The sequence below is a fragment of the Vibrio sp. zbq_1 genome, assembly GCF_043102935.1.
Taxonomy (GTDB): domain Bacteria; phylum Pseudomonadota; class Gammaproteobacteria; order Enterobacterales; family Vibrionaceae; genus Vibrio; species Vibrio parahaemolyticus.
In genome coordinates, this window is record NZ_JBICJH010000036.1 from 123,421 (window position 1) to 142,422 (window position 19,002).

Here is a 19,002-nt window from a genome sequence, read left to right on the forward strand (position 1 = left end):
TTCTGAATAGAAAACATAACGCCCTGTTAAGGGGTGAGCAACGCAATACCAAAGCTGCTGCATACCATCTTAATCACTTAAACCAACGCACAGTAAAAATGCCACGCGTTGTGAATCCCTCTTAAACAGTTTGTTAGCTGCGTACCAACATTTTTGCCACATCAATTGCGACAACTTCAGTACCACAGAGGTTTGCATCCCAATTGAGACCCACAAGATGTCCATCGCTATGAATACCTTTTAGCCAATTATCAACGAATGAATCTAGGTTAATTGGAGTTGGGACATACAACTCCCAATCACCAATTGCGACCCGACTTGCGTATGCTCTATCTGACCAAAAAACATAAACTGATGCGTCTGGATACTGATTCGAATTACAAACTGCCCAGCCACCATCAGGATGCTGAAGTCCCCAAACAGTTCGATTTTCGATTACTCTGTCGATAAATCTTATGTAATTGGAACTTGATGTAGCTTTATCTTGGAGCATCATTTTTCCTCTAAGCAGCTAACGCCGCGTTAAGGGGCGCAGGCACGCACTACAAACGTGACCGCATAACACCTTAACCACTAAACCCGACGCAAATTGAAAATGCCACGCGTGCCAAGTCCCTCTTAAACGCTTTGTTATAAATACGGTTTCGATGAAGCTACCAAAAGCTCCGCAAAAGAAGACAAGTTTTCACCTTTACTACGTTGTAAATGATAAGCCTGAATACCACACGATTGAGCAGCAACTACATTTTCGACTTTGTCATCAATAAACATCGTCGAGCTAGGATTCAAAGAAAAAGAAGACAGAGCATGAACGTAGATTTCTCGATTAGGCTTCTCACTGCCTACGTATGACGAAATCATAACTTGCTCAAAGTACTGCCGAATACCTAAACTATCAAACGCCCAATCTAATGTTGCCGTCGCATTCGATAACACGAATAAACGATACTTCTCTCGCAACTGTTCGAGAACTTCCACGGTTTCACTATATAACTGGTACTGATGTGTATCTAAGGCTACGTGGAATAATTGCTCTGCGAGCAAGTTATCACCATTTACAAAATTTGAAATTCTTAAGGAGCGCTCTTGAAGCCATTGCTTCTCGTCGCTCCAGTCAACGACTTTAGACTTGGCAAAGAATTCTCGATCGAATATTTGCAAGTCCGCTAGAGCTCTATCAATTAGCGCAATATCATAACCTTTCGCGAGTAGAACCCGCTCAATAATCGACGAGCGGAACTCTTTGATGAACATAAGCACACCACCTGCGTCGAATATTATTGAATCTATATTTCCTTTCATTTTCGCTCAATCCATGAGTATTTATAACGCCGCATTAAGGGGTGAACAACGCCACCACCCTACCTAAACCATAGTGCCGTAAACACTAAAGCCAATTCAAACCAAAACTGCCAAGCGTTGTGAATCCCTCTTGAATGCTTTGTTAGTTGCCAAACCTAAAGCTTTGATTTTAAGTTAATTACTGCTTTGCCAACACTAGCTTTACGTGTTTTGGATAACTCAAATCAGGCGCAGTTTCAAAGCGACTGTCACTGAAACCACTTGGAACATGAAACGCCGTAGAAAATAGACTCACAACACCAAAAAGCTCTTTTGGACAGACAATGTTACAGAGCTGACTTTCAACATATAAATCAGTTTCTGAAACAGAAAAACAAACCGCACAAGAAACAAAGCACGATTTCAAAAACCTAAATAACTAAAAATTGAAATACGTAAACCTAACCAAAAATACACGGGCATTAACCCTGAACATTCTGTTTTGGCTGCGTTTCCCTCGTCGGCAACTAACGCCGCATTAAGGGGTGAACAACGCCACCACCCGACCTAAAGCATTGTGCCGTAAACACTAAAGCCAATTCAAACCAAAACTGCCAAACGTTGTGAATCCCTCTTGAATGCTTTGTTAGTTGCCAGACCTAACGCTTTCATTTGAAGTGGATTGCCGCTTTGCCAACACTAGCTTTACGTGTTTTAAGGAACAAAATCAGGCGCAGTTTCAAAGCGACTGTCACTGAAACCACTTGGAACACACAACGCCTTAGAAAACGGACTGTCAAACCTAAGAGCTCTTTTGGAAAAACAATGCTATAGAGCTAGCTTTCAACAAGTAAATCGGCTTCTGATACAGAAAACCCAAACAACACAAGAAACCAAAGCACAATTTTCACAAACCCAATTAGCTAGAAATTGAAATACGAAAACCTAGCCAAAAACACACGGACATTAGCCCTAAACAACCTACTTTGGGTACGTTTTTCCTCATTGGCAACTAACGCCCTGTTAAGGGGTGAGCAACGCTAACCATCCAACCTAAACATTTGCACCGTAAACACTTTTACCAAATTTAGCATTAAACCGCCAAGCGTTGGGAATCCCTCTTGAACAGTTTGTTAGTTGCCAGACCCAAGGCTTTGATTTGAAGTTTATGAGCACTTTGCCAACACGACCTTTACGTATTTTGTAAAACTCAAATCAGGCGTAGTTTCAAAGCGCCTGTCACTGAAACCACTTGGAACATACAACACCTCAGAAAACGGGCTAACAACACTAAAAAGCTCTTTTGGACAGATATAATTTAACCGAGCTGACTTTCAACACCCAAATAAGCTTACGAAACAGAAAATCCAATCACACAAGAAACCAAAACTCGATTTTCACAAACCCGAACGATTCAAATTTGAAGTACGAAACCCCACCAAAAACACACTGACTTTAACTCTAAACATTCTGTTTAAGCTGCGTTTTCCTCGTTGGCAACTAACGCCGCGTTAAGTAGTGAGCAACGATACCACCTAACCTAAACGATTGCCCCGTAAACACTAAAGCCAATTTGAACTTAGAATGCCACGCGTTGCGAATCTGCCTTAAACGCTTTGTTATGCGGCTTTTACCACAAGCATCTGGGTTGCGCCTTTTTGAAACTCATATTCAACACTTTTCAAGCTTACAGAAGTACCAAGACTCTCTAAATGCCTAACCACCCCAGATAAATAACTTGAGGGTTTACCATTTAACGAAATCAAAGGGTATATCCTAACCTCGTGTGATACGCGAACAAGCTCGGCAATAGCTTGAATATGCTCTCGTTCAGATAAATGCTCGTCATAAAGAAACAAAAAGTGAGAACACAATGCTAGATCAAATTCTTTGTCGTCAAATGGAAGTTGAGGCAGTGAGCCACTAACGTACCTTTGCGAATTTTTACCATCTTCATAATCGGCTAAAAAGCGGTTCATTGCCATCATTCTAGTGTTCTCTAACGCCTGCGGAGAACCTATTACATCCCAAACATAACCATCCAAATTTTTCGTTAGCTGCTGCATTATTATCGGGCGGACTTCATCGATCCTACGGCTTATTTGCTCTTTAGAAAACTGATAAATAGGGTCAATTGAAACTACATAGCGCCCACTTTGGGTCAATTCTGCATTAAAACTTGCAGGACCATCACCGCATCCAAGGATTCTTTTCTCTTTATCTTCTTCAAGTATGTTAAACATTAGCTCGTATTCTTTGAGCGTTCGCCCCCAAGGAACAACATCTTCTAATTTCACGTCTAAAGTCCTTTTTTATGATTAACGTTTGCCCGCATAACGCCCTGTTAAGGGGTGAGCAACGCAATACCGATGCCGCCGCATACCACCCTAAACACTTAAACCAACGCACAGTGAAAATGCCACGCGTTGCGAATCCCTCTTGAACAGTTTGTTATGCAAAAATGTCACCACCAAAGACAGTGTGAAATTTTTGAGAAATGCTTTGGCTATGCTGAGAGATTTCATCGATCAAATCTCGATAATAATTTGATTGATATTGAAACTCTTCACCAAACGTCGCAGTTTTTCGCTTGAACTCTTCAATGTCAAACACGCCACTAGGTTCTGAGTCGTGAGCAAACTTATCACTACTTAGCATCGCCATAACAATCCCAAACATCTCGTATTGAGAACACAATGCATAATATTCTTCTCGTTGAGCTTTTGAAAGCTGCTCAACATGCCGAGAGCGTCTAGAGTTAATTGGTTCGATATACTGGAAAAATGTATCAATGGCTTCAAATATTTTTGGGCAAAAATATTTTTTATACCAAAGTTTAAAATACCTTTGTTGAAACTCAGCGTAAGTAAAGGCAACTATATTTGTATTGTTTATATAGCTAAGCGCACCTTCTTGAAACCCCTCCTTAGAAACTAAAATTCCAATATGACCACCAGTTTCCTGTAGAACTGTCGTGAATGAGTGAACTACATGCTGAGCTACAGGCTTACCCCAATTTTTGCACTCTATAATGTACTTTATTTGCTCTACGCTATTTCGATCAACTCCATAGACATCAATTTCCACACTTCCCCGAGGCGTTTTGATTTTTTGCTCAAGTTCAGCACTAATACCTACTTCATTGAGGATTTTGCAAACTCCAATCTGCAGGTCTTTCCAATTACTTGGTTTCGGGTCTTCGATCATAACGAAATCCTATTTTGCATAACGCCGCATTAAGTGGTGAGCAACGCAGACCGCTGCACTTAAAGCATTGTGCCGTAAACACTAAAGTTGAAGCAAACCAAAAATGCCGAGCGTTGGGAATCCGCCTTAAATGCTTTGTTATGTATATTTTTTAGTCTACCGCTTGATTTTAACTGTACAAATACCCATGTATAAATTGTGTGGTTGCACACACAGGTGATCCATAACTTATTCATTTGAGGAAACTATATGGCTAATAAGGACTACAACGTTTATCAGGGGACTGACGGAACATGGCGAGGTAAACGCCAAGATGCTAGTAGAGCAAGTGTAACTGGTAGCACCCAGAAAGAAGTTTTTGAAAAAACTAGAGAACTAGCTAAAAAGGCTCAATCTGAAGTATCCATACACAGAGCTGACAACAACAAAATCCGCGATAAGCATAGCTACGGGAATGATCCTAAAAGCTCAAAAGGCTAACAGTTAAACCTTAGGGGAAATGGATGTCCCCAGAATATACATAACGCCCTGTTAAGGGGTGAGCAACGCAATACCGAAGCAGCCGCATACCACCTTAAACACTAAAACCAACGCATAGTGAAAATGCCACGCGTTGCGAATCCCTCTTGAACAGTTTGTTAGCCCTCAACTACAGGACGAACACCTTTTCTTTTTTATCTTTTAAGCACTGCATACTGTCAGATGGAGATATATGAAGAAAGCCCCATTTATATGAGACATGACCATTATATCGGTCGCCTAAAGAGATTGTGCCAACTTTTTTAACTACCAATCGATCTTTTGAGGTGACTTTCGTTTCCCTTTCAAAATCAACACTAGAGTCCGTGGTTAAAGTAAGAAGCATAAGGTAGTTAAATGACCCAGAGCCACCATAATTTGAGGTTAACCTTAAAATATGAACCCCACTAAATGAGCAACCAACATACTGGTACACAATTGTTTTTTCATTATCTTGAAATCGCACAATAGGATAACCATCAGCAACACTCTCAACGGTGATATCACCAAAATAGCGATTACTCCCATTTGAATCTGCGATGTTAACTGCTACAACCTGATCTCCTGTATCTGATAACCAGCCGTTTAAATCGTCAATGATTGCTGGTGAGATGTAAGTATCAGAGATAAAAGAGTATTTCTGATTTGTAAAAGTTCGAATCAAAGGATTACGAGATGATAAAGAAATAAAGCGGGAGCCAATTACTCCATGAACAGCATCTCGGAAATATGTGCCGATGCTAGCAAGAAATACGATTACAGGCTCAGGGCTAGCGTCAGTAGCAAACCAATACACACATCCAAATAATACTAATACATTTACTATTCGAAATATCACTATTTACTCCTGAGGGCTAACGCCTTGCTAAGGTGTGAGTAACGCAATACAAAAGCTACCGCACAGCGCCTTAATCACATAAGCCACCGCAAAGTAAAAATGCCACGCGTTACGAATCACTCTTAAGCAATTTGTTAGTACATGCGCTACTTCTATTTGTGCGCTCCAAGATATTGAAAAGTGGCATGATATGAAAGGCTTTGAACACTGAAGTGAGACGGGCAGCTACAAAACTTAAACTCGGTTAAGAGACGAGAGTTGGCTAGAAGAAAAACGTACTGAACTACCCTACTTTCACTAACTTCAAATTAGAAAAGGATTCTTTCCTCGTACTTCAACAGCCACACTAAAAGTAATCAAGGTTCTCTCAAAAACCACCACGAAAATGAAGAAGCGCCAAAGAAATAGGCTAAGAGTTAGAAGCCGTAAACGGTGAAATCAAAGCGAACACTCCGCTTATAGTGCCACCGGAAAGAACGTGAAAGGCACTAACTGAAAGGTGTAAAGACGAGCGCCAAAACAGATAAACACGAAAACTTATGACCTTTGATGTCAAACCCGTACTAACGCCTTGCTAAGGTGTGAAGCACGCAATGACCAAGTATATGCATGGCACTTCAACACTGAAGCCACCGCCTACAAAAAATGCCACGCGTGCTGAATCACACTTAAGCAATTTGTTAGGTGCGTTCACTCCCAAATACCTTGTTCTAACAAAAGCTCACTACCAGAGTCATCCACAACACTCAATACACCAGATTCATATACGATGTAACGAACTCCATCACTACGAAACTCATAACCTAAGAACCGACAAGGGGTGATTCCGTCAGCGCAAAGTGAGTGGATAGACTTACCTAAAGCCTCTTGCTTTAGTTCTATTCCAATGAGTGAAAAAAAAACTCGGACTTTCTTACAAGTAACTTCGCCTTCGCCACATTCATTATGAAATTCGAACTCGAAATTATCAGTTCTAAACGTTTGACCCAAGACGGAAGATGAAAAAAGAAACAGCAACATTATACAGATTTTCATTTTACCTCCTAGCACCTAACGCCCAATTAAGGGGTGAGTAACGCAACACCGATGCTTCCGCATACCACCCTAACCACTAAAATCAACGCATAGCAAAAATGCCACGCGTTACGAATCCCTCTTGAATTGTTTGTTAGCACGCTGCCTTAAAGCTTTTGGTACACTCCAAGATATTGAAATATAGCACGAAATTTATGGCTTAAAACACCAAAACCAAACGGACAGCTACCAAACTAAAAACAAACATCAAGACGTAAGTTGGCTAGAAGAAAAACATGCTTAACTGCCCTTTTTCACCGCTTTCAAATTAGCAAAGAATACGGGCTTCGAACTTGAACAACAGCGACAAAGAAATGCTTGTTTTGCCGAAAATTTCTCAGCGCCAGAGAAATAGCCTGAAAGTTAGAAACCGTAAACGATAAACTCAAAGCGAAAACTTCACATCTAGTGCCACCGGAGCGAGCCTGAATGGCACATTTGATCCGGTGCAAAGCGAGGAAAAGAAACCAATGAAAACAGAAACTTTTAGCCTTTGATGCCAACCCAGTGCTAACGCCGCGTTAAGTAGTGAGCGACGCCTGCACCTAACCTAAACCATTGCACCTTAAACACAAAACTCAATTTGACCTGAGAATGCCATGCGTTGCGAATCTGCCTTAAACGCTTTGTTATGTGCAAAGTTACGACAACTTCCTGATTTCCTTTACTTCATGACTTCCCTGAGCAACCTTACCCATAGGATTAAACCAAATAGCTTGGATGCCGACAGTGATAGCTGGCTCAATATCTTTGTCGTATGAGTCACCGATCATAACCACCGATTTAGGCTCAACGTTTAAAGTGTCGATAATTCGATTGAAGAACTCCGGAGCACCTTTGCCGATACCAAGGTTAGCTTTGCAAAAGTAGCCTGAGATAAAAGGAGATAAACCTACTCGCTCGAAAGCCAATTTTATATCACTTTCTGTTGAGTCAGCGGCATTAGTAGCGACATAGATTTGATGTTGTTTTGACAGTGCTTCTAAGGTTTGCCGCGCACCGTTTACAGCTTGGATATTTTCCCAATCACACATTTTCCCTGTTTGATCTGGGAAATCGATCATTAGTGTATCGCCCCAATCTAACAAGTACACTTTGCTCATTTTGCCTCCTTGCATATAACGCCGCATTAAGGGGTGAACAACGCATTCCACCCAAACTAAACCATTGTGCCGTAAACACTAAAGCCAATTCAAACCAAAACTGCCAAGCGTTGTGAATCCCTCTTGAATGCTTTGTTAGTTGCCAAACCTAACGCTTTGATTTGAAGTTGATTGCCGTTTTGCCAACACCAGCTTTATATGTATTGATAGACTCAAATCAGGCGCAGCTTCAAAGTGCCTGTCACTGAAACCACTTGGAACAGTTAGCGCCGTAGAAAACGGACTAACAACACCAAAAAGCTCATTTGAAAAGACAATATCACAGAGCTGATTTTCAACAAGCAAATCGGTTTCTGAAACAGAAAATCCAACCACAAAAGAAACCTGAGATCGATTTTCACAAACCCGAACGATTCAAAATTGAAGTACGAAACCCCACCAAAAACACACTGACTTTAACTCTAAACATTCTGTTTAAGCTGCGTTTTCCTCGTTGGCAACTAACGCCGCGTTAAGGGGTGAACAACGCCAACCACTCAACCTAAACGATTGTGCCGTAAACACTAAACCTGATTCAAACTAAAAATGCCAAGCGTTGAGAATCCCTCTTAAACGCCTTGTTAGGGCTCTTGGATTCACCTACCAATTGACATGTATTTCTTTAGATTATATGGTTTAACTCTAATCAGATACTACCTACCCACTTGGTAAGCGAAATCTGTGCGGCGCAACATAAAACACGCTCTGCTTTATCGTTTTATGGTTGCAAGTGACAACGAGCGATTTGGGACAAACAATGCAGTTTGTCATTTGCTTTCATGTCATATGCCGGAGATGCTTATGTCAGATTTAGTAATTAAAGCTTTTACTCTTTTAATTTCCGTTATTGTGGTCATTTGCTTATCACTTTACTTAGAAATACCTCCAAAGGACGTTTTAGAGTTTATTACCAACACTCGTTCTGTATCATTTCAAGCTAGCTTAAGCGTCGATTTTACAGTACAAGTACAAATCTAATGACTTCAGGGCTCCCTCATCTGACGTGAGCCCTAACGCCGCGTTAAGGGGTGAACAACGCCAGCCCCCCTACCTAAGCCATTGTGCCGTAAACACTAAAACCGATTCAAACTAAAAATGCCAAGCGTTGAGAATCCCTCTTAAACGCTTTGTTAGGCGCGTTCTAATTGGGCATATTGAACTTAAATGATAAAGTTTCCCTAGCTAATGCAGAAAAAGCATGAATTATTTTGGTTCTATTGGTCATTTTTGAATATTTAGTGAACTCTATCTTTGCCAGCACATCTTCAGCCCACTCTAATAAACCAGACTCGATAGCGTCAAAAAAGAACTCATGCGCCAATTTGTTTCGAATCGAGTTTATTTCGAGCAACATCTGTGCGCAAATTCGACACTCTTCGTTCTGAGATAACTTGTTGGCTTTTCCATAGAAGCTCAACTTATCACCATATAATTCAGTTAAGGCTATATCTAGAATCAAATGCCCTTTTAGAAGAATGAGCTCTTGCTCCCGAACAGTCTCCAACCGATTCCATGTGCCAAACTCAAATAAAGGCAAGATTTCTTTCTTCATTCTCATTTATCCCATAAGCACCTAACGCCTTGTTAAGGGGTGAGCAACGCAATACCGATGCCGCCGCATAACGCCTTAATCACTAAAATCAACGCATAGTGAAAATGCCACGCGTTGCGAATCCCTCTTGAACAATTTGTTAGCTTTTAACTGTCGTCGTCTACAGATTCTGGCGCATTACAGCCAATATCACTAGGGGTTTTGTTTAGCGCTATTACCCAAGAGAGAAATAGTAAATTTCCTAAACCAGAGCCCTTTTTTCTAATTATCGGCACATCATCTAATACCGAGTACAGTATGAGACAAGAGCCTATAATTGGTAGTAACCAACACAAAACTAGCGCATTAATCTTTTGCTTTCGGCTGAACCCTTCAGATAAAAAGACACAATATGACACGCTGATATTTAAGTACAAAATTGTGCCGACAACCAAAATAGTTACTGTCCAAACGAGCAAATCTGACTCCCTATTTCACTGTAAAAGCTAACGCCTTGTTAAGGGGTGAGCAACGCAATACAGAAGCCGCCGCATACCACCTTAAACACTAAAACCAACGCATAGTAAGAATGCCACGCGTTGCGAATCCCTCTTGAACAGTTTGTTAGGCGACATTTCTACGTTTAACTTCTTTCTCATACGAAGATTCGTTGTATAGCCAAATAGCCCAAAATGCGAAAAACATCCCGATCGTGTAAATTGAGTAATTAAGAGCATTATCCGATAAGAAAATCGTAATGCTTGCCGCATCAGAAGATGGATAAAGGAAAATAACATTAAAAATCATGTACAAAATGGCTGTGACGAAAGTGGTTCTGAAAAGCCAATTTAAACATCCTTTCTTTCGAGATTCTTGCCAATTATCAAATGCTTTACCATTCATTAATCCACTCCTTTTCAATTAACTGAAGCTAGATTCACGCCAAGATACTATCACTACTCTATCGTTTATCTCATGTCGCCTAACGCCCTGTTAAGGTGTGAGCAACGCAATACCGAAGCCGCTGCATACCACCTTAAACACTAAACCCAACGCATAGTAAAAATGCCACGCGTTGCGAATCACTCTTAAACAGTTTGTTAGTTGAATTGTTTCACAGCCCTACACTTGGGAAAGGTTGAACAACCCCAAAACTGTTTACCTATATTTTCACCACGCTTGGTTTCACGCAACACCATTTCAGAGCCGCAACGGGGGCACTCATTTGAGCTAACTTTGGATGCAACAACTTCTTTGACATGTTTACGATGCTTTAAATCCGTAATGACTCCGCGCTTTAACTTTAGCCGGTTTATAGACTCTGTTAACCGAGCATAATCATTGTCAGAGAACACTACATCGTTAAATTGCTGAATGTATCGAATACTTCCTCGAGCGCAGGCAACGTTTGGAGGCATTTCGGTTTTAAAGGTACTGTCGCCGATGAAAACAATAACTGAATGCAAGTGTTCTTCACTGCAACCTAGCAAGGTTTCCAGAGCTTTTATGTGCTTGTAATTCTGATGCAGTGGGTTCTGAAATTTAGAGGAATGACGGTAAATCTTTTGTGTCCACTGTTTCTGGCGAGCTGAACCAAATATCCAACCTTTCATATTCTTAGTTTCAACGACGAAGATGCCATATCTAGAAACCACAATATGGTCGACTTGAGTTGTACCATCGTTAGTCGGCAACGTTACGTCTTTTATTAGTGTGTAATCAGACTCTGGTAATTTGGACAAAAGACGGTTCACGAGAAACTCACCGAATACACCTTTTAGCCACCTACTTTTGAAAACGCTAACAATGAGCAATAAAGGCACTAGATACCAGACTTGCGCAAGCACATTAAGAAATGCTTCAAAAATATTCACGGATTTTCCCTATTCAACTAACGCCCTGTTAAGGTGTGAGCAACGCAATACTGAAGCTCCCGCATATCACCTTAACCACTAAACCTAACGCATAGTAAAAATGCCACGCGTTGCGAATCACTCTTAAACAGTTTGTTAGCCGTTTCGCTCAAACTCTAGCATTTCCCTGAAAATTTCTTGGTACTTGCCGGATGGCAACATGTTGATAAATGCATCCGACATAATAATGGCAGTATCACAACACCACTTGGCAAATTTTTCATTTTGAATTGCGTCTAACCAACTACCATATTCTGCTGACTCATCAATTAATTTTCGTTCTTTAAGCCCTCTAACTAAGCGTTGCGTATTGTTTGATAAGGTCACAGAAGTTTCGTTTGTACTTAAGTCTTTAACTGTCTTTGTTGTTTCTGACTTTTTATGGATTAATTCATTTCTTAATCGTTTTAAAAAGTCAAAACGTTGAAATGGTTCGTCACCTTTCTGCCAAGGTGAACCTGTAAATAAAATCTTAGACAAATGGTATTTTTGCTCTGTAGAGTCTTTTTTCTCTTGAAGCTGTTGCATCAAAGCGTAAAACTTTTTTTCATCATCGCTTCTTCGACCACCACTAAACTGCTCAGTGACGGATAATGACTCATTAATAAAAGCTTCGAGTGCACTATAGCTAAAAATCAAACTAACAAGTGCTTGTTCTGGTTCATTAGCAACCCTATTTTGCGCATCTAAAGCGATAGAGAACAGCAAATGACAACGAACATGAGAAGTTCTCCCTTTGATTTTCATATTTCCACCTACATTTTATTTTATGGGGACGGCTAACGCCCAGTTAAGTAGTGAGTAACGCACTGACCAAGCCTCTGCAAACCGACTAAAACACCAAACACGCCGCATAGTAAATTCGCCGAGCGTTACGAATCTGCTTGAACTGTTTGTTATGTTTTACCACAAATACATGATTTACTTGAGAAAGAACTGCCATTTCTCACTGGTTTTCTGAGCTAAACCACAAGGCTAGAACCAAATTGGCCACCAAAGGCGATTAACCTAAAACCAGTAATTCCACTTCCCTACCCAATGAGGCAACCCGACCAAGAAACAACAAGCACCCTATCTTTCCAACCAAAGCGAAAAACAATGTTGAATTGCCGAGGCAACTGCCAAGCTGAAATGCTGCTTGGTAATGAACCTGAAAGCGACTTTGAGCCAGTTAAACAAGAAGCCGACCGCCACGACCTGACAATGAAGCAACCCGCGAACATTGACATGTTTTACGGCCCAAGTGACTCAAGAACTTAGACCGACAATACTGATTTGCTGAGTCTACTAGGGACGGATTGCCAGAGGGACAAAGAACTTCAGCCTAAGAACTTTAAGCCTTTGAATTTCAAGTAAACATAACGCCCTGTTAAGGTGTGAGCAACGCAATACCGATGCCGCCGCATACCACCTTAAACACTAGACGCAACGCATAGCAAAAATGCCAAGCGTTGCGAATCACTCTTAAACAGATTGTTAAGCGATTTTATGCCGGTTCGATAACATTACCGCTATTGGTTCCATAATACTTCCCGGTAATGACACCCACTTTATAGTAGTCATTCAGAAGTTTAACAAAGTAGCCAACGTCTATACTGTTCTCTAGTACTAACTTTCCGTCCGATGAAAATTTAAGTTCCTTACCTTCAAAGAGTTTTAGGGCACTTTTCATCTTTTCGATTTCGTCTTTGTTGAAACCCGAGTGATTTCCTTTTTTTCCAATGTTTGCCAGAGTTTTGAGCAACGCTCTACTTTTGCTGAGGTTCGCTTTGATATGATCTAAACCTTCAACCAAGTTGGTAGACTCAATAACTGAGATAACATCATTTGCAACATTTTGGAACTCTTCTTCCAAACCTACTATTTGTTCAAACCCTGACTTTCTTAAAACTAAAAATTCCGAATTAAAGTATATGCAATCGATTTTGTCATCAAAACTGACGGTCTCACTATTGACAGTTTTTAGCTCAGAGTCCGTTGAATCAAACCAAGACGATAATTTTTCCATTTTCGTTTGAGCTTCATCAGTAGTTACTTTTCCTGAACTCATTTTACGAAACAGATAGGCTGCATCATTTACAGTATTGATTTGTAAGCAATACGCCCAAAGGTCGCTTTTCACATCCTTTAATGAGGCAATTGCATCAACCTTATTTGTAAGCAGTTGATTAAAGACAACATCAGAAAATGACAGAGTGTTATTTAATGCGTAGGTGTAAAGCTTGTCCCCCAAATCATCTGTAATGACATTATATGATTCAAGGTCATACCCTTCCTTCGCAGTCAACTTTTCCAGTTGAGTTCGTGCATTTTTTGAGAAAAATGAGCAAACATCAGGAGACATGTCTATGCTATTTGCTTTGAACTGGAACTTATCTATGACTTTTGCTGACTTTTTGACGCCATCTTTAATATGTCTAGTGATAAAGAACAATCTGAACGTTACGTTCTGATCACCAATGATATCTAAGATATCATTTATTTTCTTTTTAGCTGGCATCGTTGCCTCCTATATCAACTGCAAAAAATAATCTATGACCAATCTTCTTTATTTTTACTTGGTCGTCTTCTTCAAGAAATTTATTTCTTGAAATTATCATTCCTTTTTTCTTCTTCCCTTCATCAGAATCAGTGTACTCAATCATATAGAGTGAATACTTCATGCTTATTGTTGGGTTTATCAGTAGCATTGATGAATTTGAGTATATTAAAAAGGTAACGACTAATAACATGGTTACTGAGAAAACATTTATCACACTTGATAAATCTTGGAATACAAAAGGTATAATATATGTAAACAAATATGATATTGACTCACTATTTTTGTTTTCGATATCATCGATCTTAACTAAATTACCATTAGTTTTGGCTCGACGCTCTATATTTGTTAGCAATACCTTCAAACCTACAGCACCATATATAGATAGTATTATCAATACAGTCGCAGCCCCAAAATATTTTATAAAAATAAACAATGAATCCCAGTTGAACCCTCCCCAATTGAGGTAATTGCTATATTTATAAAACTGACCAAACACCATAATTACAAACAAAGGCATGTAGGAAACTAGGAATAGAGTTAGCCTCGCCCCTATCTTTAGACCAGCTTTTCTTTTTTTCACTAAAGCCACCTCCGAATGTAAAATTAAAATCGCTTAACGCCGCATTAAGGTGTGAGCGGCGCTTGGCTATACTTGAGCGAAGCGAAAACGCCAAGCGTTGCGAATCACTCTTAAATGCTTTGTTATACGAATTTACCCACCCAAGTTACTAAATAGGCTCATCAACTGGTTCACCGACCCAAATTTGGTTAAGGCTTCACTTACTAGTTTCGAACCCGCATCTTTTGCACCTTGATTGATAGTATCAACAAGCTTGTCCCCTAGATTTTGACTAACCTCTAAAGAGCTAGGAACTAACTTGAGGAGCTCCAGTCCTTTAGGAGACAGTGTTATATCTATGCACTTTTTCGATGTATGAAAACCTGCCATTTCATTCTCAATTTTTCCGTACAGGAAGCCCGAATCAATGAGCCAAAGAGCAGTATCAAGTAAAAAGTCTGCCTCTTGGCATTTACTTGTATGTTCTTCATACCCCTCGTTGTCATCAAGGAATGAGCGATGCTCAAAGTCGATTCCAAGAAACTCAAAAGCATCAATTTCAGTTCTTCGAGGGAAGTTTTCATATAGATGAGCTAGCAGCATTGCCACCAACTCGTCGAACTTTTGAATGTTATTCATATTTTCTCAATTCGTATAACGCCCAATTAAGGTGTGAAGCACGCAACCTCGACACTCAATTTGAACACCGTAAACACTAAACCTGACCCAAACCAAAATTGCCGAGCGTGCTGAATCACTCTTAAATTGTTTGTTAGTTTTCTTTACCTGTAACGAATTTTCGTATTTTAAACATTAAGGAATACACACTTTCAGCTGTAGATGTCCACTCATTTTCCAGTTGCATACCCATAAGCCACTTAGACAAGTATGGATCTAGTGCGTCTTCTACAACTTGCTGACTTTCAGCAAAAGTTCTGGATTCTGCGCCTGCACGACCATATACACGAGGCTTCTCATTGGTCTTCCAATCAAATAGCTCAACCCACCCCACGTTTCTCCACGAAAGGTTCTTTTTGTAAATCAAGATATGTTCTTTCATGACTTGATAGAAAGTCTCAGAAAACTCTTCATCTTCTTCTAAAGTAGAAATACTCCACTCTATTACAGGAGGACCAATGTAAATATTTTCATCATCTTTAGTAACTACTTCATCCGAAACTTGAAGATCATCAAAATGAATAATTACCTTTTTTCGTTCATGATTAGTTATAAATGCATTCGAAAGCCTGTGGCAACAAAACAGTTTTATTTTGCTATTCTTTCGGTCTACTGTCGCAATGAAGTAAGGTAATTCAAGCTTATATAACCAATCAATTTGATGATCAACATACTCGATTTCATTCACACTTGATGATTTTATCTGTACAAAGAAATTGTCCTCTGCCATTAAACGCCTTTTATCAAAGTCAGATAAAAGCGTAGCTACAACGTCAATACCTACATCTTCCGTCCTAGGTACAGGCGAAACTAGTACCAAATTTTGTAACAGCAGAACCCCTAACTCTTCCGCTAGATCACCAGATCTTAAGTTTTTTCCTCTAATAGCTACCATGTTTCACCAAATTGTATTGAAAACTAACGCCCTGTTAAGGTGTGAGCAACGCAATACCGATGCCGCCGCATACCACCTTAAACACTAAACGCAACGCATAGTAAAAATGCCACGCGTTGCGAATCACTCTTAAACAGTTTGTTAAACGTACCTTAAAATGAACTAGAAGAACTCTTTTAGGGAATAACCACTGGCTTTAAGCTCTTTAGCTACCTCAGTTTTCCATGCGCCTGCCGCATCAAGAGCTACATATACAACACCACTGATATCATTTGGAGTTTCGATTTCGCCTTTAACGAGAGCACAAACATTTCCTCGATCCAATTTAGCCATTAGGTAACCATGTTCAAAAACAACATTCTGCCTTGCTCGTTGCTTAGGATGAACTTTTGTCTCATGAATGCCTCGACCATGGTCACAAGCCGTATAGAGAACCAATGCAAACCCGACTTCATCAGCGTAGTGCTCAATTTTTTCAATAATAGTTTTGCCTCCACTTGCTTGCTCATGAAGGATAATTGGAGTTAAACCTACGCTTTCGACAAATCTTGCTACTTCTTGTTTCGCTTCATTATCGCGTCCATGCACGATAAACACTTTGTCTTTCTTAGGTTTTACTTCTGTAACTAGAGATGAACTTTGCGGCATATGCTGTTGAGTCTTAAATGGTGGTTCCGTTGATTTTAAAGTAGGTGTATCGCCAAATTCCAAGAAATTACAAACAGGTGCAAACTCTTCAGAAAGATAAGTACGCCTTTCCGCATAAGTACCAAACTTATTTTTGATGAAGCCCCAAAATGAACCCAGATCTCTGTGGAGCTTCAACCAATCTGGGAGCATTGGTGCTAAAGTGGAATCTTTTAGTAATTCATGACGAAGCTGAATGTATTCGGAATTGTCAGCATCTCCACCAGTAGCGTGACTAGTGAGCAAGTTACTTAAGTAACTGACCTTTTCAAAGTCATTCGATAAAAATTCAATACTCATTTCTACAATTTAATTAATGGATAAAAATCTACTTATTATAACCGATAATCTACTCGGTACGTTTAACGCCGCGTTAAGGGGTGAGTGCCGCATAAACCAACCTTTCGCAGACCACCTTCACCACCAAAACTCACTGCATACCAAAAATGCCACGCGGCACGAATCCCTCTTTAACGCTTTGTTATGCTTCCGATATAAGCACATCTATCTCATGAGGGTCGCCTAAATACATCTGTACTAACTCAAGCTGTTCCAACCCTTCATTGCTTAAGCCTATATCTTCTCTAAGAGCCTTATACAGGGCATCGACATGCCTGAAAATAGTTAAACTGTCTTGGCTTCCCCCACTACTTTTCCTGTAATCCAGGAAAGCTCGAATAACTTTAGGGCCACCCCAAAGCAAAATCCCATTTTGAAATTTTTCAAACTCGTCAAAGATTCTTTGCTGATTAGGTAACTTTTTCTTATTGTTATGATTAGCTCCTTGCATAAACGCGGATACTAATTTCAAGAAATCATTGTATATCTCCACTTTCTTTTGACGATGTGCTTCCTCAATTTCTCGTTCACGAATATATTTTTGTAGAATAAGCTCTCTTTCACTAATTTTCGCTTGAACTTGTAACTCCCTTTCACTCATTCTCTTCTGAGCGAGTAGCTCTCTGGATTTGTGACTTGAGTGGCTAAATATTGCGACTACCAGCCCTGTCGTAAGTGAGCCAAAAGCTGCAATTATAGAAACAATTATTTTTACATCAGTGTTTTTTAGCGACGAAAATAATAAATCACTCAGCGCCCACAAGCCTACTCCAGTAACTATACCTATCAGATATGGTAAGAGCTTTTTAAAATGATTCACAATCACTCTCCTTAATTTAGGTAGCATAACGCCGCGTTAAGTGGTGAACAACGCGACCACCCAACCTAACTCATTGTGCCGTAAACACTAAAGTTGATTCAAACTAAAAATGCCAAGCGTTGTGAATCCGCCTTAAACGCTTTGTTATGTTGCGAACTCATCGATATACAATTTACCTAAAATCGATTCAACAGCAGCAATTTTACCGCCACTACCATGATAAGTTTCAGCGCGAAGATGTATTACTTGCCCACAAAGCTTGCAAACAAAGTAATTGCTTACGAAATCGCCCCAATTTTTCCCATTAGCTATTTGGGAAAAAGGCTGGCCATAAGATCCAAACCCTAAATATTTGAGATTTCCCTTCTCTGTGTTTGTTCTTAAAAGAAGTATCGATTCCGTTAACTTTTGGGGACTTCGAATCTCCCTGACTAATCCAGAACACTTTCCACAACTCATCCCAATGTCCTTTTGATAGCTAGAGCAACATAACGCTGCGTTAAGGGGTGAATGCCGCACAAACCAACTTCCCGCAAACCACTTTCACCACCAAAACCAACCGCATACCAAAAATGCCACGCGGCATGAATCCCTCTTAAACGCTTTGTTATGTGCGTAGTTCAAACTCATACTCGGTAAGACACCATTGCTTTGGATTTCTCCAACTGATTTCTTTAAATGAAGTTGTTAAATCACCACTTAATAAAAGCTGCTTCATATAGTAGCTAGGTGAAATATAAGCTTTATAGTCGTAAGCAAATACAAAACCCTGTCTATTAAGCTCAAGCATTGCCTTCTTGGTTTCTTCGGATTCAATTCCATTACAAGCCATAACTGCATCAGTATAGCCACTGTCAAGGATATCTTGGCTGTTTCCACTCAACCGTATTGAGGTATTGTCTATAGAAATAACGTGCATAGGTGGAACCTCTCCTAGCTGGCCAAACTCAACTTTATAAGGGGGCTGTTTTATCAAT

24 protein-coding genes are annotated in these 19,002 nt (G+C 40.0%); 3 read left to right on the forward strand and 21 right to left on the reverse strand.

Annotated elements, in window-relative coordinates; genetic code table 11:
• Positions 1-133: 133 nt before the first annotated feature.
• From ACF8CV_RS17130 to ACF8CV_RS17150, 5 genes are all read right to left on the reverse strand, one after another.
• On the reverse strand, positions 134-496 hold the full coding sequence (locus ACF8CV_RS17130; RefSeq protein WP_029801219.1) for a DUF2750 domain-containing protein: 363 nt from the start codon (positions 494-496) through the stop codon (positions 134-136).
• A 134-nt stretch (positions 497-630) separates the two neighbouring features.
• Positions 631-1,302, reverse strand: coding sequence for an HAD family hydrolase (locus tag ACF8CV_RS17135; RefSeq protein ID WP_138937913.1), 672 nt, complete (start codon positions 1,300-1,302; stop codon positions 631-633).
• A 178-nt stretch (positions 1,303-1,480) separates the two neighbouring features.
• Positions 1,481-1,708 (reverse strand): hypothetical protein, encoded by a 228-nt coding sequence (locus ACF8CV_RS17140; RefSeq protein WP_138937912.1) that lies wholly within the window; start codon positions 1,706-1,708, stop codon positions 1,481-1,483.
• 1,192 nt (positions 1,709-2,900) lie between these two features.
• Positions 2,901-3,578 (reverse strand): class I SAM-dependent methyltransferase, encoded by a 678-nt coding sequence (locus ACF8CV_RS17145; protein WP_138937911.1) that lies wholly within the window; start codon positions 3,576-3,578, stop codon positions 2,901-2,903.
• A 154-nt stretch (positions 3,579-3,732) separates the two neighbouring features.
• Positions 3,733-4,488, reverse strand: a complete 756-nt coding sequence (locus ACF8CV_RS17150) for a restriction endonuclease (RefSeq protein ID WP_050549555.1) — start codon at positions 4,486-4,488, stop codon at positions 3,733-3,735.
• Between the two features lie 249 nt (positions 4,489-4,737).
• On the opposite strand from ACF8CV_RS17150, the gene ACF8CV_RS17155 reads away from it, so the two are divergent.
• Positions 4,738-4,968 carry a DUF2188 domain-containing protein gene (locus ACF8CV_RS17155; protein ID WP_021485147.1) on the forward strand — a complete coding sequence of 77 codons (231 nt, stop codon included), beginning with the start codon at positions 4,738-4,740 and terminating at the stop codon, positions 4,966-4,968.
• Between the two features lie 169 nt (positions 4,969-5,137).
• Here ACF8CV_RS17155 and ACF8CV_RS17160 read toward each other — a convergent pair whose 3' ends face one another.
• The 4 genes from ACF8CV_RS17160 to ACF8CV_RS17175 form a co-directional block, all read right to left on the reverse strand.
• Positions 5,138-5,845, reverse strand: coding sequence for a hypothetical protein (locus ACF8CV_RS17160; RefSeq protein ID WP_138937910.1), 708 nt, complete (start codon positions 5,843-5,845; stop codon positions 5,138-5,140).
• 690 nt (positions 5,846-6,535) lie between these two features.
• On the reverse strand, positions 6,536-6,880 hold the full coding sequence (locus ACF8CV_RS17165; RefSeq protein WP_138937909.1) for a hypothetical protein: 345 nt from the start codon (positions 6,878-6,880) through the stop codon (positions 6,536-6,538).
• A 680-nt stretch (positions 6,881-7,560) separates the two neighbouring features.
• Positions 7,561-8,022 (reverse strand): HAD family hydrolase, encoded by a 462-nt coding sequence (locus ACF8CV_RS17170; RefSeq protein WP_138937908.1) that lies wholly within the window; start codon positions 8,020-8,022, stop codon positions 7,561-7,563.
• 135 nt (positions 8,023-8,157) lie between these two features.
• Positions 8,158-8,397 carry a hypothetical protein gene (locus ACF8CV_RS17175; RefSeq protein WP_171055912.1) on the reverse strand — a complete coding sequence of 80 codons (240 nt, stop codon included), beginning with the start codon at positions 8,395-8,397 and terminating at the stop codon, positions 8,158-8,160.
• 465 nt (positions 8,398-8,862) lie between these two features.
• Between ACF8CV_RS17175 and ACF8CV_RS17180 the strand changes: the two genes are divergently transcribed.
• Positions 8,863-9,039 carry a hypothetical protein gene (locus ACF8CV_RS17180; RefSeq protein ID WP_180776609.1) on the forward strand — a complete coding sequence of 59 codons (177 nt, stop codon included), beginning with the start codon at positions 8,863-8,865 and terminating at the stop codon, positions 9,037-9,039.
• Positions 9,040-9,202: 163 nt separating this feature from the next.
• On the opposite strand, the gene ACF8CV_RS17185 is transcribed toward ACF8CV_RS17180, so the two are convergent.
• The 4 genes from ACF8CV_RS17185 to ACF8CV_RS17200 form a co-directional block, all read right to left on the reverse strand.
• Positions 9,203-9,613 (reverse strand): hypothetical protein, encoded by a 411-nt coding sequence (locus ACF8CV_RS17185; RefSeq protein ID WP_138937934.1) that lies wholly within the window; start codon positions 9,611-9,613, stop codon positions 9,203-9,205.
• Positions 9,614-10,216: 603 nt separating this feature from the next.
• A complete protein-coding gene (locus ACF8CV_RS17190) occupies positions 10,217-10,495 on the reverse strand; it encodes a hypothetical protein (RefSeq protein ID WP_138937935.1) in 279 nt (92 codons plus the stop codon).
• Positions 10,496-10,692: 197 nt separating this feature from the next.
• Positions 10,693-11,466 (reverse strand): nuclease-related domain-containing protein, encoded by a 774-nt coding sequence (locus ACF8CV_RS17195; RefSeq protein WP_138937936.1) that lies wholly within the window; start codon positions 11,464-11,466, stop codon positions 10,693-10,695.
• Positions 11,467-11,601: 135 nt separating this feature from the next.
• Positions 11,602-12,252 carry a hypothetical protein gene (locus ACF8CV_RS17200; RefSeq protein ID WP_138937938.1) on the reverse strand — a complete coding sequence of 217 codons (651 nt, stop codon included), beginning with the start codon at positions 12,250-12,252 and terminating at the stop codon, positions 11,602-11,604.
• A gap of 351 nt (positions 12,253-12,603) precedes the next feature.
• On the opposite strand from ACF8CV_RS17200, the gene ACF8CV_RS17205 reads away from it, so the two are divergent.
• On the forward strand, positions 12,604-12,765 hold the full coding sequence (locus ACF8CV_RS17205; protein WP_171055918.1) for a hypothetical protein: 162 nt from the start codon (positions 12,604-12,606) through the stop codon (positions 12,763-12,765).
• A gap of 226 nt (positions 12,766-12,991) precedes the next feature.
• On the opposite strand, the gene ACF8CV_RS17210 is transcribed toward ACF8CV_RS17205, so the two are convergent.
• The 8 genes from ACF8CV_RS17210 to ACF8CV_RS17245 form a co-directional block, all read right to left on the reverse strand.
• The gene (locus ACF8CV_RS17210) at positions 12,992-14,005 is read right to left on the reverse strand and encodes a Kiwa anti-phage protein KwaB-like domain-containing protein (protein ID WP_138937939.1); all 1,014 of its coding nucleotides are present in this window, start codon (positions 14,003-14,005) and stop codon (positions 12,992-12,994) included.
• Positions 13,995-14,627, reverse strand: a complete 633-nt coding sequence (locus ACF8CV_RS17215) for a hypothetical protein (protein ID WP_206383820.1) — start codon at positions 14,625-14,627, stop codon at positions 13,995-13,997. Before ACF8CV_RS17215 ends, ACF8CV_RS17210 begins: the two co-directional genes overlap by 11 nt.
• Before the next feature lie 132 nt (positions 14,628-14,759).
• Positions 14,760-15,245, reverse strand: a complete 486-nt coding sequence (locus ACF8CV_RS17220; protein ID WP_138937940.1) for a hypothetical protein — start codon at positions 15,243-15,245, stop codon at positions 14,760-14,762.
• A 133-nt stretch (positions 15,246-15,378) separates the two neighbouring features.
• The gene (locus ACF8CV_RS17225) at positions 15,379-16,179 is read right to left on the reverse strand and encodes a DUF4365 domain-containing protein (RefSeq protein ID WP_138937941.1); all 801 of its coding nucleotides are present in this window, start codon (positions 16,177-16,179) and stop codon (positions 15,379-15,381) included.
• A 162-nt stretch (positions 16,180-16,341) separates the two neighbouring features.
• Positions 16,342-17,166: a TIR domain-containing protein gene (locus ACF8CV_RS17230; protein ID WP_138937942.1), complete on the reverse strand. Its 825-nt coding sequence runs from the start codon at positions 17,164-17,166 to the stop codon at positions 16,342-16,344.
• 181 nt (positions 17,167-17,347) lie between these two features.
• Positions 17,348-18,025: a hypothetical protein gene (locus tag ACF8CV_RS17235; protein ID WP_138937943.1), complete on the reverse strand. Its 678-nt coding sequence runs from the start codon at positions 18,023-18,025 to the stop codon at positions 17,348-17,350.
• A 144-nt stretch (positions 18,026-18,169) separates the two neighbouring features.
• Entirely contained in the window at positions 18,170-18,484 is a 315-nt protein-coding gene (locus tag ACF8CV_RS17240; protein WP_047734377.1) for a hypothetical protein, read from the reverse strand.
• 148 nt (positions 18,485-18,632) lie between these two features.
• Positions 18,633-19,002 (reverse strand): hypothetical protein (locus ACF8CV_RS17245; protein WP_392425415.1); only part of this gene is annotated, 370 nt, incomplete at its 5' end.

Excerpts from the sequence above, each read along its gene's own strand:
- ACF8CV_RS17190 (WP_138937935.1), bottom strand. The coding sequence starts at position 10,495 with ATGAATGGTAAAGCATTTGATAATTGGCAAGAATCTCGAAAGAAAGGA.
- ACF8CV_RS17220 (WP_138937940.1), bottom strand. The coding sequence starts at position 15,245 with ATGAATAACATTCAAAAGTTCGACGAGTTGGTGGCAATGCTGCTAGCT.
- ACF8CV_RS17205 (WP_171055918.1), top strand. The coding sequence starts at position 12,604 with ATGTTGAATTGCCGAGGCAACTGCCAAGCTGAAATGCTGCTTGGTAAT.
- ACF8CV_RS17165 (WP_138937909.1), bottom strand. The coding sequence starts at position 6,880 with ATGAAAATCTGTATAATGTTGCTGTTTCTTTTTTCATCTTCCGTCTTG.
- ACF8CV_RS17155 (WP_021485147.1), top strand. The coding sequence starts at position 4,738 with ATGGCTAATAAGGACTACAACGTTTATCAGGGGACTGACGGAACATGG.
- ACF8CV_RS17210 (WP_138937939.1), bottom strand. The coding sequence starts at position 14,005 with ATGCCAGCTAAAAAGAAAATAAATGATATCTTAGATATCATTGGTGAT.
- ACF8CV_RS17240 (WP_047734377.1), bottom strand. The coding sequence starts at position 18,484 with ATGAGTTGTGGAAAGTGTTCTGGATTAGTCAGGGAGATTCGAAGTCCC.
- ACF8CV_RS17130 (WP_029801219.1), bottom strand. The coding sequence starts at position 496 with ATGATGCTCCAAGATAAAGCTACATCAAGTTCCAATTACATAAGATTT.
- ACF8CV_RS17230 (WP_138937942.1), bottom strand. The coding sequence starts at position 17,166 with ATGAGTATTGAATTTTTATCGAATGACTTTGAAAAGGTCAGTTACTTA.
- ACF8CV_RS17150 (WP_050549555.1), bottom strand. The coding sequence starts at position 4,488 with ATGATCGAAGACCCGAAACCAAGTAATTGGAAAGACCTGCAGATTGGA.
- ACF8CV_RS17185 (WP_138937934.1), bottom strand. The coding sequence starts at position 9,613 with ATGAAGAAAGAAATCTTGCCTTTATTTGAGTTTGGCACATGGAATCGG.
- ACF8CV_RS17135 (WP_138937913.1), bottom strand. The coding sequence starts at position 1,302 with ATGAAAGGAAATATAGATTCAATAATATTCGACGCAGGTGGTGTGCTT.
- ACF8CV_RS17200 (WP_138937938.1), bottom strand. The coding sequence starts at position 12,252 with ATGAAAATCAAAGGGAGAACTTCTCATGTTCGTTGTCATTTGCTGTTC.
- ACF8CV_RS17170 (WP_138937908.1), bottom strand. The coding sequence starts at position 8,022 with ATGAGCAAAGTGTACTTGTTAGATTGGGGCGATACACTAATGATCGAT.
- ACF8CV_RS17225 (WP_138937941.1), bottom strand. The coding sequence starts at position 16,179 with ATGGTAGCTATTAGAGGAAAAAACTTAAGATCTGGTGATCTAGCGGAA.
- ACF8CV_RS17180 (WP_180776609.1), top strand. The coding sequence starts at position 8,863 with ATGTCAGATTTAGTAATTAAAGCTTTTACTCTTTTAATTTCCGTTATT.